The sequence below is a fragment of the Kitasatospora sp. NPDC032121 genome (assembly GCF_055580145.1).
Genome location: NZ_JBVILX010000009.1, coordinates 290913 through 306609 on the forward strand (window position 1 = coordinate 290913; position 15697 = coordinate 306609).

At 75.0% G+C, this 15697-nt stretch carries 18 protein-coding genes; 9 read left to right on the forward strand and 9 right to left on the reverse strand.

Annotated features, from left to right (window positions below):
• The first annotated feature begins 168 nt into the window (after positions 1 to 168).
• Positions 169 to 600, forward strand: coding sequence for a YchJ family protein (locus tag ACZ5OX_RS23525; protein WP_402411664.1), 432 nt, complete (start codon positions 169 to 171; stop codon positions 598 to 600).
• Between the two features lie 22 nt (positions 601 to 622).
• Here the strand turns inward: ACZ5OX_RS23525 and ACZ5OX_RS23530 are convergent, their stop codons facing one another.
• A complete protein-coding gene (locus ACZ5OX_RS23530; protein ID WP_465632675.1) occupies positions 623 to 1615 on the reverse strand; it encodes a polysaccharide deacetylase family protein in 993 nt (330 codons plus the stop codon).
• Positions 1616 to 1887: 272 nt separating this feature from the next.
• Between ACZ5OX_RS23530 and ACZ5OX_RS23535 the strand changes: the two genes are divergently transcribed.
• Positions 1888 to 2427, forward strand: a complete 540-nt coding sequence (locus ACZ5OX_RS23535; protein ID WP_465632676.1) for a GNAT family N-acetyltransferase — start codon at positions 1888 to 1890, stop codon at positions 2425 to 2427.
• A 9-nt stretch (positions 2428 to 2436) separates the two neighbouring features.
• On the opposite strand, the gene ACZ5OX_RS23540 is transcribed toward ACZ5OX_RS23535, so the two are convergent.
• Positions 2437 to 3354 carry a carbohydrate kinase family protein gene (locus ACZ5OX_RS23540; RefSeq protein WP_465632677.1) on the reverse strand — a complete coding sequence of 306 codons (918 nt, stop codon included), beginning with the start codon at positions 3352 to 3354 and terminating at the stop codon, positions 2437 to 2439.
• 452 nt (positions 3355 to 3806) lie between these two features.
• On the opposite strand from ACZ5OX_RS23540, the gene ACZ5OX_RS23545 reads away from it, so the two are divergent.
• Together ACZ5OX_RS23545 and ACZ5OX_RS23550 are read left to right on the forward strand one after the other, a co-directional pair.
• Positions 3807 to 5375, forward strand: a complete 1569-nt coding sequence (locus ACZ5OX_RS23545; protein WP_465632740.1) for a M1 family metallopeptidase — start codon at positions 3807 to 3809, stop codon at positions 5373 to 5375.
• A gap of 251 nt (positions 5376 to 5626) precedes the next feature.
• Positions 5627 to 5866 carry a hypothetical protein gene (locus ACZ5OX_RS23550; protein ID WP_392883540.1) on the forward strand — a complete coding sequence of 80 codons (240 nt, stop codon included), beginning with the start codon at positions 5627 to 5629 and terminating at the stop codon, positions 5864 to 5866.
• A gap of 26 nt (positions 5867 to 5892) precedes the next feature.
• On the opposite strand, the gene ACZ5OX_RS23555 is transcribed toward ACZ5OX_RS23550, so the two are convergent.
• From ACZ5OX_RS23555 to ACZ5OX_RS23565, 3 genes are all read right to left on the reverse strand, one after another.
• The gene (locus ACZ5OX_RS23555; protein ID WP_465632678.1) at positions 5893 to 7470 is read right to left on the reverse strand and encodes a sigma-70 family RNA polymerase sigma factor; all 1578 of its coding nucleotides are present in this window, start codon (positions 7468 to 7470) and stop codon (positions 5893 to 5895) included.
• 188 nt (positions 7471 to 7658) lie between these two features.
• A complete protein-coding gene (locus tag ACZ5OX_RS23560) occupies positions 7659 to 8516 on the reverse strand; it encodes a CAP domain-containing protein (protein ID WP_465632679.1) in 858 nt (285 codons plus the stop codon).
• A gap of 278 nt (positions 8517 to 8794) precedes the next feature.
• Positions 8795 to 9274, reverse strand: coding sequence for a GNAT family N-acetyltransferase (locus ACZ5OX_RS23565; protein ID WP_465632680.1), 480 nt, complete (start codon positions 9272 to 9274; stop codon positions 8795 to 8797).
• A gap of 252 nt (positions 9275 to 9526) precedes the next feature.
• On the opposite strand from ACZ5OX_RS23565, the gene ACZ5OX_RS23570 reads away from it, so the two are divergent.
• From ACZ5OX_RS23570 to ACZ5OX_RS23590, 5 genes are all read left to right on the forward strand, one after another.
• Positions 9527 to 11059: an ATP-dependent DNA ligase gene (locus tag ACZ5OX_RS23570; protein WP_465632741.1), complete on the forward strand. Its 1533-nt coding sequence runs from the start codon at positions 9527 to 9529 to the stop codon at positions 11057 to 11059.
• A gap of 230 nt (positions 11060 to 11289) precedes the next feature.
• Entirely contained in the window at positions 11290 to 11502 is a 213-nt protein-coding gene (locus tag ACZ5OX_RS23575) for a ferredoxin (protein ID WP_465632681.1), read from the forward strand.
• Positions 11503 to 11609: 107 nt separating this feature from the next.
• Complete coding sequence (locus ACZ5OX_RS23580; protein WP_465632682.1) at positions 11610 to 12824, forward strand: cytochrome P450; 1215 nt, start codon at positions 11610 to 11612, stop codon at positions 12822 to 12824.
• A gap of 191 nt (positions 12825 to 13015) precedes the next feature.
• Positions 13016 to 13180 carry a hypothetical protein gene (locus ACZ5OX_RS23585; protein WP_392883550.1) on the forward strand — a complete coding sequence of 55 codons (165 nt, stop codon included), beginning with the start codon at positions 13016 to 13018 and terminating at the stop codon, positions 13178 to 13180.
• Positions 13181 to 13283: 103 nt separating this feature from the next.
• The gene (locus tag ACZ5OX_RS23590; protein WP_465632683.1) at positions 13284 to 13622 is read left to right on the forward strand and encodes a hypothetical protein; all 339 of its coding nucleotides are present in this window, start codon (positions 13284 to 13286) and stop codon (positions 13620 to 13622) included.
• A 48-nt stretch (positions 13623 to 13670) separates the two neighbouring features.
• On the opposite strand, the gene ACZ5OX_RS23595 is transcribed toward ACZ5OX_RS23590, so the two are convergent.
• From ACZ5OX_RS23595 to ACZ5OX_RS23610, 4 genes are all read right to left on the reverse strand, one after another.
• Positions 13671 to 14642: a hypothetical protein gene (locus ACZ5OX_RS23595; RefSeq protein ID WP_465632685.1), complete on the reverse strand. Its 972-nt coding sequence runs from the start codon at positions 14640 to 14642 to the stop codon at positions 13671 to 13673.
• 52 nt (positions 14643 to 14694) lie between these two features.
• Entirely contained in the window at positions 14695 to 14979 is a 285-nt protein-coding gene (locus ACZ5OX_RS23600) for a DUF427 domain-containing protein (protein WP_465632686.1), read from the reverse strand.
• A 70-nt stretch (positions 14980 to 15049) separates the two neighbouring features.
• Positions 15050 to 15286, reverse strand: a complete 237-nt coding sequence (locus ACZ5OX_RS23605) for a DUF6296 family protein (protein ID WP_392883556.1) — start codon at positions 15284 to 15286, stop codon at positions 15050 to 15052.
• A 15-nt stretch (positions 15287 to 15301) separates the two neighbouring features.
• Positions 15302 to 15547, reverse strand: coding sequence for a DUF2277 domain-containing protein (locus tag ACZ5OX_RS23610; RefSeq protein WP_465632688.1), 246 nt, complete (start codon positions 15545 to 15547; stop codon positions 15302 to 15304).
• Between the last annotated feature and the right edge of the window lie 150 nt (positions 15548 to 15697).

Genomic DNA, 15697 nt, shown 5'->3' on the forward strand with positions numbered 1-15697 from the left:
CCGCAATGCCCTTTACTCCCCTGTTTCGACCCCACCTCCCCCGCGGCCCTGCCCTCCCCCCGCAGAGGGAGGGCGGGCTTGTTCCTCAGCTGACAGAGCCCCAGGCCCGTTCCCGTCGTGCACGGGGCGGCCGGGGAGCCGCCCGACGCGTGGGGGACAATGGGCGGCATGTCCCGACGTCGTTCCGCGCCCCGCACCGCCGCGCCCCGGCTGCTGCCCTCCTCCCCCTGCCCGTGCGGCCTGCCCGCCACCTACGGCGACTGCTGCGGCCGACTGCACCGGGGCCAGACGGCGGCCACCACCGCCGAGTCCCTGATGCGCTCCCGGTTCAGCGCCTTCGCCGCACAGGACGAGGCGTACCTGCTGCGCACCTGGCACCCGGACACCCGGCCCGCCGAGGTCGACTTCGACCCGGGGCTGCGCTGGACCGGGCTGGAGGTGGTCGCCACCACCGAGGGCGGCGCGTTCCACGCGGAGGGCACGGTCGCCTTCCGGGCGCACTGGACCGAGGGCGGGGAGCAGGGCGTGCTCACCGAGAACAGCCGCTTCGTGCGGCACGAGGGCGCCTGGGTGTACCTCGACGCCCTCTCGCTCGGCTGAGCCGCCCCGCGACCGGCGGCCGCTACAGGTAGTCGTCCAGCCGCGCCAGCGCGAACCCCTGCGCGGTGGCGTCGTCGACGACCTTGCGCAGCAGGTCCGGCATGGAGGCGTTCCAGATGTCGACGCCCCGGAAGTGGGTCAGGATGATGTCGCCCGGGTGCAGCTTCTGGTCGTCGTAGCGCCACTCCATGTGGTCCGGGAAGGCCTCCTCGTTCCACAGCGGCACCGCCTGCACCCCGCAGGAGGCCGCCGCGCGCAGGGTGTCGTCGTTGTACTCGCCGTACGGCGGCCGGAACAGCCGGGGGCGGACGCCGATCTGCTGCTCCAGCTGGTCCTGCTGGTTGCAGATCTCCTCGTGCTGGGTCTCGTAGTCCAGGACCTTCAGGTTGCGGTGGTTGATCGTGTGGTTGTTGATCTCCACGCCCTGGGCGTGGAGGTCGCGGAAGTAGCCGTAGTTCTCGCGGACGAGGTAGTCGGAGACGTAGGTGCTGAGCGGGATGCCCAGCTCCCGGGCCATCCGGGAGAACTCGGGGTCCTTCTCGTCCCCGTCGTCGACGGTCAGGAAGACCACCTTGTCATTGGTCGGGACCCGGTAGACGACGGGCGGGCGGCCGTCCGCGAGCTTGACGCCCTGCCCCTGGGTGAGCTCGACCCTGGTCGTCGGGCGGGGCGGGGCCTTCAGCGGCGGGCGCTCCAGGCCCCAGCGCCGGGCGGCCTCCTGCTCAGCCTGGGCGGCCTGGGCGGCCGCCTCCTGACGGGCCATGGCCTCGCCGCTGTTCTCCTCCTCCTTGCCGGCCACGCCGGGCAGCCGGGGCGGCGCCACGGGCGGGGCGCCCGCGTGGTCGGGGCCCTGGCCGGCGATCTCGGCGACGGGCCCCGCGTTCGCGTTCCCGTCGACGGCCGGGGCCGGCTTCGGTCCGGCCGGAGCGGCGCAGCCGGCGAGGACGGCGGAGAGGCAGACGGCGGCCAGCAGTCCGGTCCGTGCGCCGGTCCGGCCCCGCCGACTTCCCCTCAAATCCCCTCTAGTACGACAAACTGATGGTCTGTTCATGGCTGCACTGCTCCCCCGACGCGCACCACCGCCAACCCCCTCGTCACTCGCACGGGGCAACGACGCACCGGGGGCCTTGCCGTTCCTTTGCCCGGGCGGCGGGCGATCGGGTGGCGGGTGGCAGGGCGCGCGGACGGGGCGGACGGGGCAGACGGGGCAGACGGGGTGGACGAACGGATGGGGCCGCCGGGAAAAACCGATTGCGACGACGGCGCCGTGAAGTGGATCATGCGCGCATGACGAACAGCGCGCAGCACCGCTCAGGCTCCTGGACCGTCGCCACGGCCGACGTGACCACTCCCGAGGCCCTGGACCTGCTGCGCGAGTACTACTTCGACGTGGCCAACCGCTACTACCGCCTGCACTTCGACCGGGAGGGCACTCCCGAGGAGTTGGAGTCCGGCCTCGCCGGCTCCCCCAGCGACGACCTCGCCGCCCCGAGCGGCCTCTTCCTGATCGGCCGCCACGACGGCGTCGCCCACTCCTGCGCCGGCCTGCGGCGACTCGACGCCACCACTGCCGAACTCACCCGGGTCTTCGTCCGCCCCGGCCTGCGCGGCACCGGCGGCGGCACCGCACTGCTGACCGCCGTCGACCGGGCCGCCCGCTCCCTGGGTGCGGACCGGATCGTCCTCGACACCCGCCTCGACCTGGTCGAGGCCCGCGCGCTCTACCTGCGGAACGGCTACCGGGAGATCCCGGCCTACAGTAGCGGCCCGTACGCCCAGGTCTGGTACGGGAAGGAGCTCACCGCCGTTGCCCAGCAGGGAGGTTGAGACAGGCCCTTAGTCGACACCCGCCTCGGACCGGGGCTGCGGCCCGGCCGTCAGCGCGGCCGCGAGTTCGGCCGCCGAGGGCGGGTTGGCGCCCGGGCGGGCGACGGTCAGCGCGGCCGCCGTCACCGCGTGGGTGAGACAGGCCGCCAGGCCGGCGCCGGCCGCGCGGGCGTGCAGGAAGGCGGCCATGAAGGAGTCGCCGGCACCGACGGTGTCCGCGACCGGCACCGGGCGGGCCGCGGCCTCGGCGCGGCCCCCGTCGGCGGTGCGGGCGAACGCGCCCTCGGCGCCCAGGGTCACCGCGACGGTGGCGGGGCCGAGCGCCAGCCAGCGCTCGGCGACCGCCTCGGGCCGCTCACCCGGGTAGAGCCAGGCCAGGTCCTCGTCGCCGGCCTTGACCAGGTCGCTCAGCGCCACCCAGCGCTCGACCCGGCGGACGGCCTCGGCCCTGTCGCCCATCAGCGCCGGACGCACGTTCGGGTCGTAACTGATCTGCGCCCGCCCGCGCCAGCGTTCCACCAGCGCCCGCACCGAAGCGGCGCCGGGCTCGGTGACGGCCGCGATCGAGCCGAGGTGGATCGCGGCGGGCGGCTCGGCGGGTTCGGTGGGCGGGAGCGTCCAGCGGATGTCGAAGGTGTAGTGGGCCCGCCCCTGCCCGTCCAGTTCCACCACCGCCGAGGGCGTCCGGTCGACCTCGGCCGCCAGCACCCGCACGCCCGCCGACTCCAGGTGCCGCCGGATCAGCCGGCCGTTGGCGTCCGGCCCCAGCTCGGTGAGCAGCGTGGCCGGGCGGCCGAGCCGGGCCAGGCCGTAGGCGACGTTCGCGGGGCTGCCGCCGGGGTGCACCCGGTCCGGGGCCGCACCCGATCGGACGATGTCGGCGACGCACTCGCCGATCACCAGAACGGGCGAAGCGGGGCTGGTCACGGCGGCTCCTGACATCCGGTGCGCGGGCATCCTCGGACAGCCAGCCTACGGGCTGCGTCAGGGGGAAGGGCGTCAGGGCAGAGAAGTACGGCCGCCGGACCTGGCCAGGTTTTCCGACGGCCGTGGCTCGTCCGTCAGGGGACGATGCACTACTGACCTTAGACCGCGGACCGGGGACGCCGCCATCACCGTACGCCGTCCGGGGGACCACGGTGTGTCGCCGGCACCGCCCCGATCACGCCCGGGGCTCCACTAGCATCCGTGGCCAGGCTCTACCGTCCCGGCGGCTCCCCGCCTCCGCTCCCGGCCGTGAAGCGCGGTGATCACCCTTGCCCAAGGTCCGCCTGCCCAGGCTCCGCTCGCTCAAGTCCCGCCTGTTCGGGTCCCGTTCGTTCGGGACCCGTTCGTTCGGGACCTGCACCAGTCTCGCGCTGTCGCTCGCGCTCGGCGCGGTGCTGCTGTCCGCGAGCGCGCCGACGGCCGGCGCCACCAGCGGGCTGGGCGATCCGGTCTTCCCCTCGCTCGGGAACACCGGGTACCGGGCGCTCCGGTACGACCTGGCCTTCGACTACCGGGCCGACACCCGGACGGTGGACGGCACGGCCGTGCTCACCGTACGGCCGGACCGCGTCCTCGCCCGGCTGGAGCTGGACGCGCTCGGACTGACCGTGCGCGCCGTCCGGGTCGACGGGCGGGCGGCGGGCTTCGCGACCCACGACGAGAAGCTGACGGTCACCCCGGCCAGGCCGTTCCTCCCGGGCGCCGTCACCCGGCTGACCGTCGAGTACACCGCCGACCCGCGGGCCCGGCTGCCGCACACCGGCTGGGTCCCCACCCCGGACGGCTTCGCGGTGGCCGGCCAGCCGAAGAGCGCGCACACCGTCTTCCCGTGCGACGACCACCCGAGCGACAAGGCCCGGTTCACCATCGCGGTGACCGCCCCCGATGCCCTCCTGGGCGTCGCCAACGGGGAGTTGACGGCCACCGAGCGACTCGGCGACGGCCGCACCACCCGCCGGTACGTCTCCCGCGAACCGATGGCCACCGAGCTGGTCCAGGTCTCCGTGGGCGACTACACGGTGCGCGAGCGCACCGGCCCGCACGACCTGCCGCTGCGCGACGTCGTGCCGACCGCCCGCGCCGCCGAACTGGAACCCGCGCTCGCCCTCACCCCCGGCCAACTCGCCTGGGCGGAGGCCCACCTGGGGCCGTTCCCGTTCGAGACGTACGGGCTCCTGCCGGCCAACTCGGACGATCCGGCCGCGTTCGCCTTCACCGGACTGGAGACCCAGACGCTCACCCTCTACAAGCCGAACTTCCTGCGGCAGGCGGAGCCGGCGATCGCCTCGCACATGATGCACGAGGTGGTCCACTCCTGGTTCGGCAACAGCGTCTCCCCCGCCCGCTGGTCCGACCTCTGGCTGAGCGAGGGCCACGCCGAGTTCTACGAACTGGTGTACCGCTACGAGCACGGGTGGCCGGAGGCGGACGGCAGCACCACGCTGACCGACCGGATGCGCCTGCTCTACGGGCTGGGCGACCAATGGCGGCACGACTCCGGGCCGGTCGCCTCCCCCACCGCCGCCGACCTCTTCGGCGGCCAGCGGTACAAGGGCGGCGCGCTGGTGCTGTTCGCGCTGCGGGAGAAAGTCGGGGCGGCGGCCTTCGAGCGGATCGAGCGCGTCTTCCTGGACACCCACCGGTACGGCAACGCGACCACCGGGGACTACGTGCGGACGGCCTCGGCGGTCTCCGGGCAGGACCTGGGGGGCTTCCTCGACGACTGGCTGTACGGGCTGCGGACGCCGCCGATGCCCGGGCATCCGGACTGGGTGGTGGGCCCGGTGAGCCCGGTGGGCCCGGTGGGGCAGGCGGGGGCGGTTCCGGGGGACCAGGTGCCCGCGGCGCCCGTCCCCGGAGCGCCCGTCTCTGCGGCGCCCGTCCCCGGGGCGCCGGCTCCGGAGGGTGGGGCCGCAGGGGCGGGCGGGCCCGTGGGGGCGCGGGGCTCCGGAACGCTCTGACGGCGCGGCTGGGGCCGCTGGTGCACGCCCGGCGCGCCGCCGTGCGTCCGGTCGCGCGTCGCGCGCCCCTGACCGGCAGGGGCGGGTGGGGCCATGGTGGTTCCCACGGCCCGCCCGCCGCCCGGCAGAGTCCCGGTCGGCTCGCGGGCCGTCCAGACGTTCCCGTGTGCGCCCGCCCGTGAGCGCCCGCCCGTGAGCAGGCGCGCACGGACCGGCCGTAACCCTTCCGGCGCAGCGTCGTTGGACCGGCCATGAAGAAGCGCAGCATGCTTGCCGTGGCCTCGATCGCCGTGGGTGTCGTCGCCTCCCTCACCGCGCCGAGTGCGCACGCCAGTGCCCTGGGCGGGCAGGAAGGGCTGCCCGGCCCGCTGAGCAGTGCCCCGGACGTGGTGCCCGGGCAGGTCGGCGACGCGGGTGGTGTCCTCGGGGAGGCCACGGGCTACGTGACCGGGTCGGCGGACGGCCTGGTGGCGGTCGCGCCCCACGCGTAACCCGCACGCGTAGCCCCGCGTGGGGCTCAGGACATCGGGGCTCCGAGGTCCTGGGTCCAGTAGGGCGTGCCGGCGGAGTTCGTGGCGAAGCCGACGCCGACGTCCTTGAATCCGCAGTCGAGCATGTTGGACTGGTGGATTCCGCCGTCCATCCAGCGGGCGAGGACGGCGGCCGGGGTGGTCGGACCCCGGTCGAGGTTCTCGCCCCACTGCGACCAGCGGTAGCCGGCGGCGGTGATCCGGGCCTCGGTCCGGACGCCGTCCGGGGTGACGTGGTCGAAGAAGCCGCGGATGGCCATGTCGTCCGCGTGCTTCTGGGCCGAGCCGTGCAGCCTGGGGTCGATCCGCAGCGGGGCGCAACCGGCCTTCGCGCGTTCGGCGTTGACCAGGTCCACCAGTTGGCGCTCCGGGTTGGGCAGCGGTGTCGCGGAGGCGGTTCGGGTCGCGGTCGGCGTCGGTGTGGGCGTCGCCGTCGGTGACGGGCTCTCCGCGGGTACCGGGGCCGGCACCGGCGTGGCGGCGGCGGGTGCGGCTGCGGCCGTCGGGGCGTCCTGGGCCGCGGCCGGGGCGGTGGGCTCCGGTGGCGTCGGCCGCGGCGGCTCACCGGCCTGCGGCCAGACCAGGGCGAGGGTGGTCACGGCGACGGCCGCGGCCGCACCGCTCACCAGCACGGCCTTGCGGGCCGCGGTGCCGGCCCAACCGCCGTGGCCTCCCGCTCCGGCGTGCGCTCCGGCGCCCGTGCCCGCTCCCGCGCCGGAGCCCGCACCGGTGGCGGCCGTCGCGGAGGCGACGGAGGCGGCGGTGTGCTGGAAGTGCAGCAGCACGGGCGCGTCGAGCGGGATCGGCACCAGGGCGAGGCCGGCCAGCAGCCCTTCGGCCGGGAACAGGTCCCGGCCGAGCCCGCCGCAGTCGGCGCAGTCCCGGATGTGACGGGCGATGCGCTTGCGCCAGACCGAGTTCGGGGTGCCGTCGAAGCCCGCGGTGAGCTCGGTCAGCCCGGGGCAGCGGGGGTAGGCGCAGAGCGCGCGGACGACGATGCGGCCCGCTTCGAGCTGCTTCTTCATCCGCTGCACCCGCACCGCGGTGTGCTGCGGGCTCAGGTCGAGGGCCTCGGCGAGTTCGGCGCGGGTCAGTTCGCCGGCGGCCTCCAGCCACCAGAGGGCGAGCAGTTCGCGGTCGTCCGGGTCCAGCCAGCGGGTGGCCTCGGCCACCTCGCGGCGCTGGCCGGAGAGGCCGAGGCGCAGGATGGTCAGGTCGGTGAAGTCGGCCCGGGGGTCGGCGACCTCCCAGGTCTCGTCCAGGCCGCCGACGGTCGGCTGCTGCTGGCCGGCGGTGTGCCGACGGCGCACCTGGTTCATGGTGATGGCGACCAGCCAGGAGCGGAAGGCCTCCGGGTCGCGGAGCCCGTCCAGGCCGTCCAGGGCCCGGATCATGGTCTCCTGCGCGACGTCGTCCACGTCGGCGTGGCCGCCGAGGGCGCGGCCGGCCACGTTGTAGACGAGCGGCAGCCAGGCGGCGACCAGCGCCTCCCGGGCCTGCCGGTCGCCTGCCTGCGCCGCGAGTACCAGGGTGGTCCCGCTCCTGTTCTGCACATCAGCGTTCATGGTCCGCACTCCGTCTTGCCGTCTATCCGTCCGCCGCTGCCTCCTCGGAGACCCGTGGGGAGTGATCAGATAACAACAATGTGCACGGAATCGGAAAATCGGACCGGCCGGACCAGGCGGACCGGGGGCGTACGGACCGGATCGTTCGGCCCGGTCCGATGGTCAGACCGGGCCGAACGAGGGCCGGTTCACGCCGGGGCGGCGAACACCTGGGTCCACCACGGACCGTTGGCACCGGTCCGCACCCCCACGCCGAGCTGCTTGAACGAGCAGTTGAGGATGTTGGCCCGGTGGCCGGGGCTGTTCATCCAGGACTCCATCACCGCGGCCGGATCCTTCTGGCCTCGGGCGATGTTCTCGCCCCAGGTGCTCCAGCTGTAGCCGGCCGCCTCGATCCGGTGGTCGGCGTGGTTGCCCTCGGGGCTGGCGTGGTCGAAGTAGCTGCGGTCGGCCATGTCGTCGCTGTGCGACTGGGCCGCGCTCGCCAGCCTGGGCTCGTTGCCGACCGGCCCGCAGCCGGCCTTGCCGCGCTCGACGTTGACCAGGTCCACGACCTGCTGGGCGTACGACGGGGACGCGCCCCCGCCCGCCGGCCGGGCCGCGGCGGCCCGGGCGGCGACGGTCTGACCGGCGGCGGTCTGACCGGCGGCTGCGGTGCGGGTCGTGCTCGGGGTCGCCTTGACCGCGGCGGCCGAGGGAGTGGGGACGGTGCTCGGCGTGGCGGCGGCCGAAGCCGTCGGCGAGGCCGGAGCGGTCGCGGCCGTCGACGTGGCCGCGGCGCTCGGGGTGGCCGCCGGGTCGGCGGCGGTGGGGGTGGCGGTGGGGGTGGCGGGCGACGGGACGTCCGGGTTCGTCCCCCCGGTGCCGGGCACCTGGATGCCCTCGCGGGTGCCCAGCTCCGCGGAGATCAGCGCGTCGGCGGTCAGCGACTGGCCCGCCAGGTCGCGGTCGGCCTGCTTGCCGCCGTACGCCGCGTAGCCTGCCCCGGCCAGGGCGGCGAACAGCCCGGTGCCGGCCACGGCGGCGACGACCGCCGTGACCGGCACGATCCCGCCGCGACGCCGCGCCCGGCGTCCCCGGCCGGCGTGCCGCTCGGCAGCGCGCCGCGCCGCCCGGCCGCCGGAGCGGCCACGGGCAGCACTCCCGCTGTCGCTGCCCGTGCCTCCCCCGCTCGCCGGGAGGATGGTCGTCCTGTCGTCGCTGTTCACGGTGGCCACGCTTTCTGTTCCGGGTCGACTGGTCGGGTGTCGACACTTGGGAGACCTCCCCGCGGGACGTCGATAACAGAAATTCCGAACGGATGTCCGGCGGCCGGGCCGCGGCCTCAGCCGGCCGGCTCCTCCGGAGCCATGTCGTAGGTGACGAACCTGGTCCGGGTGGCGACCTGGTCGTACTTGCCACGGGCCCGGTAATTGTCCTCGGAGGTGATCCAGCGGACGGTGACCCACCCGCGTTCCGCCGCGATTTCCCGCAGCCGGCCCAACAGCGCGTCCACCGCCCCGCCGCCCCGGACCTCCGGCGCCACGAACAGATCGTCCAGGAAGCACCCGACGGCCCCGTGCAGCGGCCGCGAGAACGGGCGGTAGTGCGCGAGCCCGACCGGCCGGCCCTCCCCGTCCCGCGCCAGCAGCCCGGCCAGCTCGTGCGCCGGATCCATCAACCAGGACCAGACCAGCTCGGCCTTCTCCTCCGGGATCGGCACCCGGTAGAACTCGCAGTACCCACGGAAGAGCTCGCGCCAGGCGGCGTAGTCACCGGCCTCGGGCGCGCCGACGCTCCAACGGGTCGTGGGGGTGTCGCTCATCTCGGTCTCCATCACTCAGGGGGTGGCGGGAGCTCCCAGCATGACGCCCCGCCGCCCCGCCGGTGATCACCGTCCCGGCCAAGACCGTGCCCCCTGCGCGCCACTGCGGAGCCTTGCGGCCCGGGGGCGGGAAAGGTCCGGGCCGGGAAGAGCCCGGGGCCGAGTCGGGGCGCCCGCCGCGGCCGTCGTGCGGGGGTGGGAGTGCGGGCGGATGCTGAGGGACGTGGAGGTGGTGCCGACGTGACGGGGTTGATGCGGTTGGCTTCGGTGTCGCGGGAGGTGGCGGCGGAGCCGGGGCGGCGGACGAAGACGGGGTTGCTGGCCGCCTATCTGCGGGAGTCGGCGCCGCTGGAGGGGGCGGTGGCGGTGGCGCTGCTGTCCGGGGAGTCGCAGCGACTGCGGACCGGGATCGGTCCGGCGGCGCTGCGGGGACTGCCGGAGCCGGCGGTGGAGGCCTCGCTCGGGGTGCCGGAGGTGGAGCGGGAGCTGGAGCGGATCGCCGGGGTGCACGGCGCGGGGGCGCAGGCGGAGCGGCTGCGGCTGCTGCACGGGTTGTTCGCACGCGCGACCGCCGTGGAGCAGGCGTTCCTGCGGGCGGTGCTGGTCGGGGACCTGCGGCAGGGGGCGCTGGACGCGGTGCTCGGGGACGCCGTGGCGCAGGCGGCCGGGGTGCCGGCGGCGGCGGTGCGGCGGGCGTTGATGTTCCGGGGGTCGGCCCGCGCGGTGACGCAGGCGGCGCTGACCGGTGGGGAGGCGGCGCTGGCGGCCTTCCGGCTGGAGGTGGGGCGGGCGGTGCGGCCGATGCTCGCCGCCTCCGCGCCGGACGTGGCCACGGCGCTGGAGCGCACCGGTCCGGCCGCGGTGGAGTGGAAGCTGGACGGCGTCCGGGTGCAGGTGCACCGGGAGGGCGGGGAGGTCGCGGTGTTCACCCGCGGCCTGGAGGACGTCACCGCCCGCGTCCCCGAGGTGGTCGAGGCCGCGCTGGCCCTGCCGGTGCGCTCGGCCGTGCTGGACGGCGAGGCGATCACGCTCGGTCCGGACGGCCGGCCGCGCCCGTTCCAGGAGACCGCCGCTCGCATCGCCTCCCGGCAGGACCCGGCCCGGTTGCGCGCCGGGGCTCCGCTCGACGCCTACTTCTTCGACCTGCTGCACCGGGACGGCGAGGACCTGGTGGACCGTCCCGGGCGGGAGCGCTGGGCGGCACTGGCCGGGGCGGTGCCGGACGTCCTGCGGCCGGCCCGGGTCGAGACCGGGGACCGCGAACGGGCGCTGGCCTTCTTCCGCGAGACGCTGGCGCTCGGCCACGAGGGCGTGCTGGTGAAGGACCCGGCGGCCCCGTACGCGGCCGGGCGGCGCGGCGCGGGCTGGATCAAGGTGAAGCCCCGGCACACCCTGGACCTGGTGGTGCTGGCCGCCGAGTGGGGCAGCGGGCGGCGCCACGGCTTCCTCAGCAACCTGCACCTGGGCGCCCGGGCGGCGGGCGAGCCGGGGCTGGGCCCGTGGGTGATGCTCGGCAAGACCTTCAAGGGCCTGACCGACGAGACGCTCGCCTGGCAGACCGCCGAGCTGCTGGCCCGGGAGACCGGGCGGGACGCCTGGACGGTGCGGGTCCGGCCGGAACTGGTCGTCGAGATCGCCTTCGACGGGGTGCAGCGCAGCCCCCGCTATCCGGCCGGCCTCGCCCTGCGGTTCGCCCGGGTGGTGCGCTACCGGCCGGACAAGGCCGCCGCCGAGGCCGACACCGTCGCGACCGTACGGGAGATCGCCGCCGCGGAGGGACTGTGAACTCCCTGGAGTGCCGGCCGGAGCCCGGGCTGTGGCACCAACTCTTGTCAGGGGAACGTCAGTTCAAACCTGCCTCGCCGTCCGGCGGCTCCGGCGTGAACCTAATCGGCCATTCTCGACGATCCCGCCGCCGCACCCGCCGTGGACGGATCAACGGCGGTTAGGTTGGCAATGACAACGAGAGGCGGCCGCCGGGCAGCCGGCGGCGCACTGGCGAGAGGTGCCCGACCATGCGGGTGAGTGTCGACCGGGACCGCTGCTGCAGCTCCGGAATGTGCGTCCTGAACGTTCCCGAGGTCTTCGACCAGGACGAAGACGACAGCCTGGTGAGGCTCCGCCAGACCTCGTTCCGGCCCGACCAGTTCGGTGACATCAGACTGGCCTCCCAGCTCTGCCCGGGCGGCGCGATCACCGTGATCGAGGACGAGCCGGCGCAGACCTAGGCAATCCTCGGCCGGAAGCGGGCAACCCCCCGGACGCAACGTGACCGACCCATCCTCAGCGACCAAGTCCCCACCGGAGAACCATCGCGACGCAAGGAGACCCCGCCTTGACGAGCTCGTCCACCGCCCCCGCCATCTCCCTCCCAGCCAAGCACTCGGCCGGCTGCCCGTTCGGCCCGCCGCCCGCGTACGTCGAGGCCGCCGCCACCGCCCGGCTGACCCGGGCCACCATGCCCGGGGGCGAGCCCTGTTGGCTCGCCACCGGCTACACCGAGGTCCGCGCCATCCTGTCCGACCGCCGGTTCAGCTCGGACATCCGCCACCCGTCCTTCCCGCTGCTGGTCGCCGGCAGCCGGGAGCGGATCACCGAGCACCCGAGCTTCCTGAACCTCGACGACCCCGAGCACGCCCGGCTGCGCCGCATGGTCACCGGGGACTTCCTGGTCAAGCGGATCCAGGCGATGCGCCCGGACATCCAGCGGATCACGGACGAGGCGCTGGACACGATGACCGGCGGCCGCACCGAAGCCGACCTGGTCGCCGACTTCGCGCTGCCCATCCCGTCGCTGGTGATCTGCCTGCTGCTCGGCGTCCCGTACGAGGACCACGAGTTCTTCCAGCGCGTCAGCCGGGCGCTGCTCACCCAGAGCAGCTCGCCGCAGCAGCTCCTGGACGCCCGGGACGAGATGCTGGAGTACCTGACGGAGCTGGCGGCCCGCAAGCGGGCGCAGCCGCAGGACGACATCCTCAGCCGGCTCGCCGTCCGGGACGACCTCACCACGCGCCAGATCGCCAGCACCGGCTTCCTGCTGCTGGTCGGCGGGCACGAGACGACCGCGAACATGATCTCGCTCTCCACCGCCCTGCTGCTGGAGCAGCCGGAGCAGATCGACAGGCTGGCCGACCCGGCCACACTGCCCGGAGCGGTGGAGGAGCTGCTGCGCCACCTCACGATCATCCACACCGGGGTGGCCCGGGTGGCGTTGGAGGACGTGGAGCTGGGCGGCACGACGATCAGGGCCGGTGAGGGCGTGATGGCGATGCTCTCCACCGCCAACCGGGACGAGGAGCTGTTCGGCAGCACCGGCCGGCGGCCGGTGGAGGAGCTGGACCTGGACCGGGACGCCCGGCGCCACCTGGCCTTCGGCTTCGGCGTGCACCAGTGCCTCGGCCAGCCGCTGGCCCGCGCCGAGCTGCAGATCGCGCTGGCCACGCTGTTCCGGCGACTGCCCGGACTGCGGCTGGCCGTCCCGCGCGAGGAGCTGTCGTTCCGCACCGACTCGTTCATCTACGGCATGCACTCGCTGCCCGTCGCATGGTGACGGACCGGTGACTCCCTGCTGACGGCCGGGCGGGGTCCGCGAGGTTCCGCAGACGTCCGCGGGGGCCGGCCGGGCACCCGGCTGGCCCCGGCGCCGGGGCGGAGGCAGGCTGGAAGGGCGAAGAGACACCACCGGCCCCACCCCGCGCGCGACCCCGCGCGCCGGGACCGGCCGAGGAGACGGAGCCCGCGATGACCGACATGAGCGACCGGTCCACGGTGAGCACCGAGGAAGACGAGGACGTCCGCGCCGCGGACCCCGAGGAGGGCATCCCCTCGATGCAGAACCTGCACGCGCAGGACACCTCCCAGGCGGAGGGCGCCCCCATGCTGGACGAACCCGGCCAGCCCGGCTGACCGTCCGCCGTGCCGACCCGACCGCCCGGTGGGACCGGGCGGTCGCCGCGACCGCGGGTGTCGCCGCTCCGGCGGCGAGCCACCCGCGGGGGAGGATAGGCGCATGACCGAACACGACCAAGGCAACCGCCAGGCCCGACCGCCCGCGGACCCGCGCACGTCGTGGGCGACCTGGACCACTCAATCGATCATCAGCGGCCCCGGTGGGGTGACCACCACCGAGGTCGGTCCGATCTCCGGCGACCTCACCGTGCACACCACCTGGGTCGACGGCGAGGCGAGGCTGACCGTCCAGTACACCGGCGCGCTGGACTGGTACACCGTCGTCGGGAGCCCGGTTCCGGCGGCCGACGAGACCACCGCACGCGCGATCCACCAGGCGATGGTGAACGGCGTCAAGGCCGGCCAGGGCGCGGGCGCACCGGCTCCGCCGAAGGCCTAGGAACCTCCGGGAGGGAGCAGCGGCGCGCCGTGCCGCTGCTCCCCCGCCCTACGGGGCCGTGCCGTCCGTCTCCACGCCCCCGTCCGCCTCCACGCTCCCGTCCGTCTCCACCGCCCCGCCGCGCGCCACCGTCTCGCCCTTCAGGACGGGCGCGGCCACGGTCCAGTAGCTACGGTCCGCCGGGCGGCGCCCGCGCAGGTCCCTGCGCACCTCGTCGGCCAGCCGGCGGGTGTCGCGGCGGTTCATGGTGGCGCCGATGCCGGCGCCGACCAGCAGCGGGATCACCGCCGGCAGGTGCCGCAGCGAGCTGCGGGTCAACCGGCGGCGGACCTTCTGGCGCACCTCCGAGCCGATCGCCAGCGCGGCGAAGCCGGCGGGCCGCACCAGCAGGCTCGCGTCGATCCCGCGGCGGTTGGCCCAGGCGCCGAGGTAGGCGCCGGCCCGCTGGCTGGCGGTGCCCTGCGCCGGGGTGCCGTAGACCTCGTGCAGCTCGGCGATCAGCTTGATCTCCACGGCCGCCACCGCGAGCGTCTCGGCCGCGATCTCCACCGGCATCGCGGGTGGCACCGGCAGCATCGCCGCCGCGCCGACGCCCGCCCCGAGCGTGCCGGAGGCCCGGACGGCGCCGGTGACCAGCAGGTCGGCCAGTTGCTCCGGGAAGGCCGCCTCCGGGTGCTGCGCCCGCAGGGTGGCGAGGTCGCGCACCGGGATCCGCGGCGCGGTGTGCACCAGCTGTTCGGTCAGCGCCCTGCCCCCGTACGCGGCGCCCTTGGCGGCTCCCCGGGCGGCGGCGCGGCCACCGCGACCGAGCAGCCGGACGGTCTGCAGCACCAGCGCCCGGCCGCGGCCGCGCTGCTTCGCCGTGTACTCGGCGACCGGGCCCTCGCCGACGGGTTGCTCGGACTCCTCGACCAGTTCGGCGAGTTGCTCGGTCAGTTCGGCCTCGGCCCGGTCGGGCCCGGCGGGCGGCCGGGGGCGGCCCGGCCCGGGGAAGCGGACCGGTCTGCGGAAGACTGCCATGGGAATCCGGTACCCCTTTCGCGGCGGCGACAGCACGGCCGGCCCGGGCCGGCTACTCGACGATCTCCACCCCGTTCCAGAAGGCCACCCGGTCGCGCACGTGCTCGGCCTCGGGCTTCGGATCGGCGTAGAACCAGGCGGCGTCCGGGTTGGTCCGCCCGTCCACCTCCAGGGTGTAGTAGCCGGCGGTGCCCTTCCAGCCGCACACCGTGGTGGTGTCCGAGGGGCGCAGGTACTCGGTGCGCACCGCCGCGACCGGGAAGTAGTGGTTGCCCTCGACGACGACGGTGTCGTCACTCTCGGCGATGACGACGCCCTGCCAACTCGCTGTGGTCATACCGCGATTGTGCCCGACGGGCGGGCGTCGCGCCCAGGGTTCCCGGCACCCGCCCGGGCGGCCGGGGCGGTCAGGACAGCGGGTGGGCGTGCACCGGCACGTGCGGGCTCTGGTGGCCGCCGCTGGCGAGCATCCGGACCTCGCCCGCGTCGCTGATCTCGGCCCGGACGATCCCGCTCTCGTCCTCGTACACCGGGTGACCGCCCGGGCCGGTCGCGTCGGTGCGGGCGACCACCACGACGTCCTGCGGGGCCTGGGTCCCCGGGGTGCCGGGGAAGGTGAGTGCGTAGCGCTCGGCGGGGTTCATCACGGCTGCTCCTGCCTACCCGGCGGCCTCGACCGGCACGGCGGCCCGAATGTGCGAGCCGCAGACCTCCAGTTCCGCGAGCAGCCGGGCGGTGGCCTCGGCGACCGCCTCCACGGCCCGGTCGAAGGCCTCCCGGTTGTGCGCCGCGGGGGCGCGGAACCCGGAGACCTTGCGAACGTACTGGAGAGCCGCCGCGTGGAAGTCCTCCTCGTCGGCGTCGGGCGTGACGGGGGGTCGCAGGGTCTTGATGTTGCGGCACATGCTCCCAGTCTCGCGCGCGGGGGCCGCGGCGGCGACCCCCTTTCGTCACACGCACCTCACGGCGCCGTCATCCGGCCTGATTAGGATGCCGGACGAACGAATTCATCCCACCTTCGCCCCTTTCTCGTCCCGCCGCGCGCTCTCCCGGTC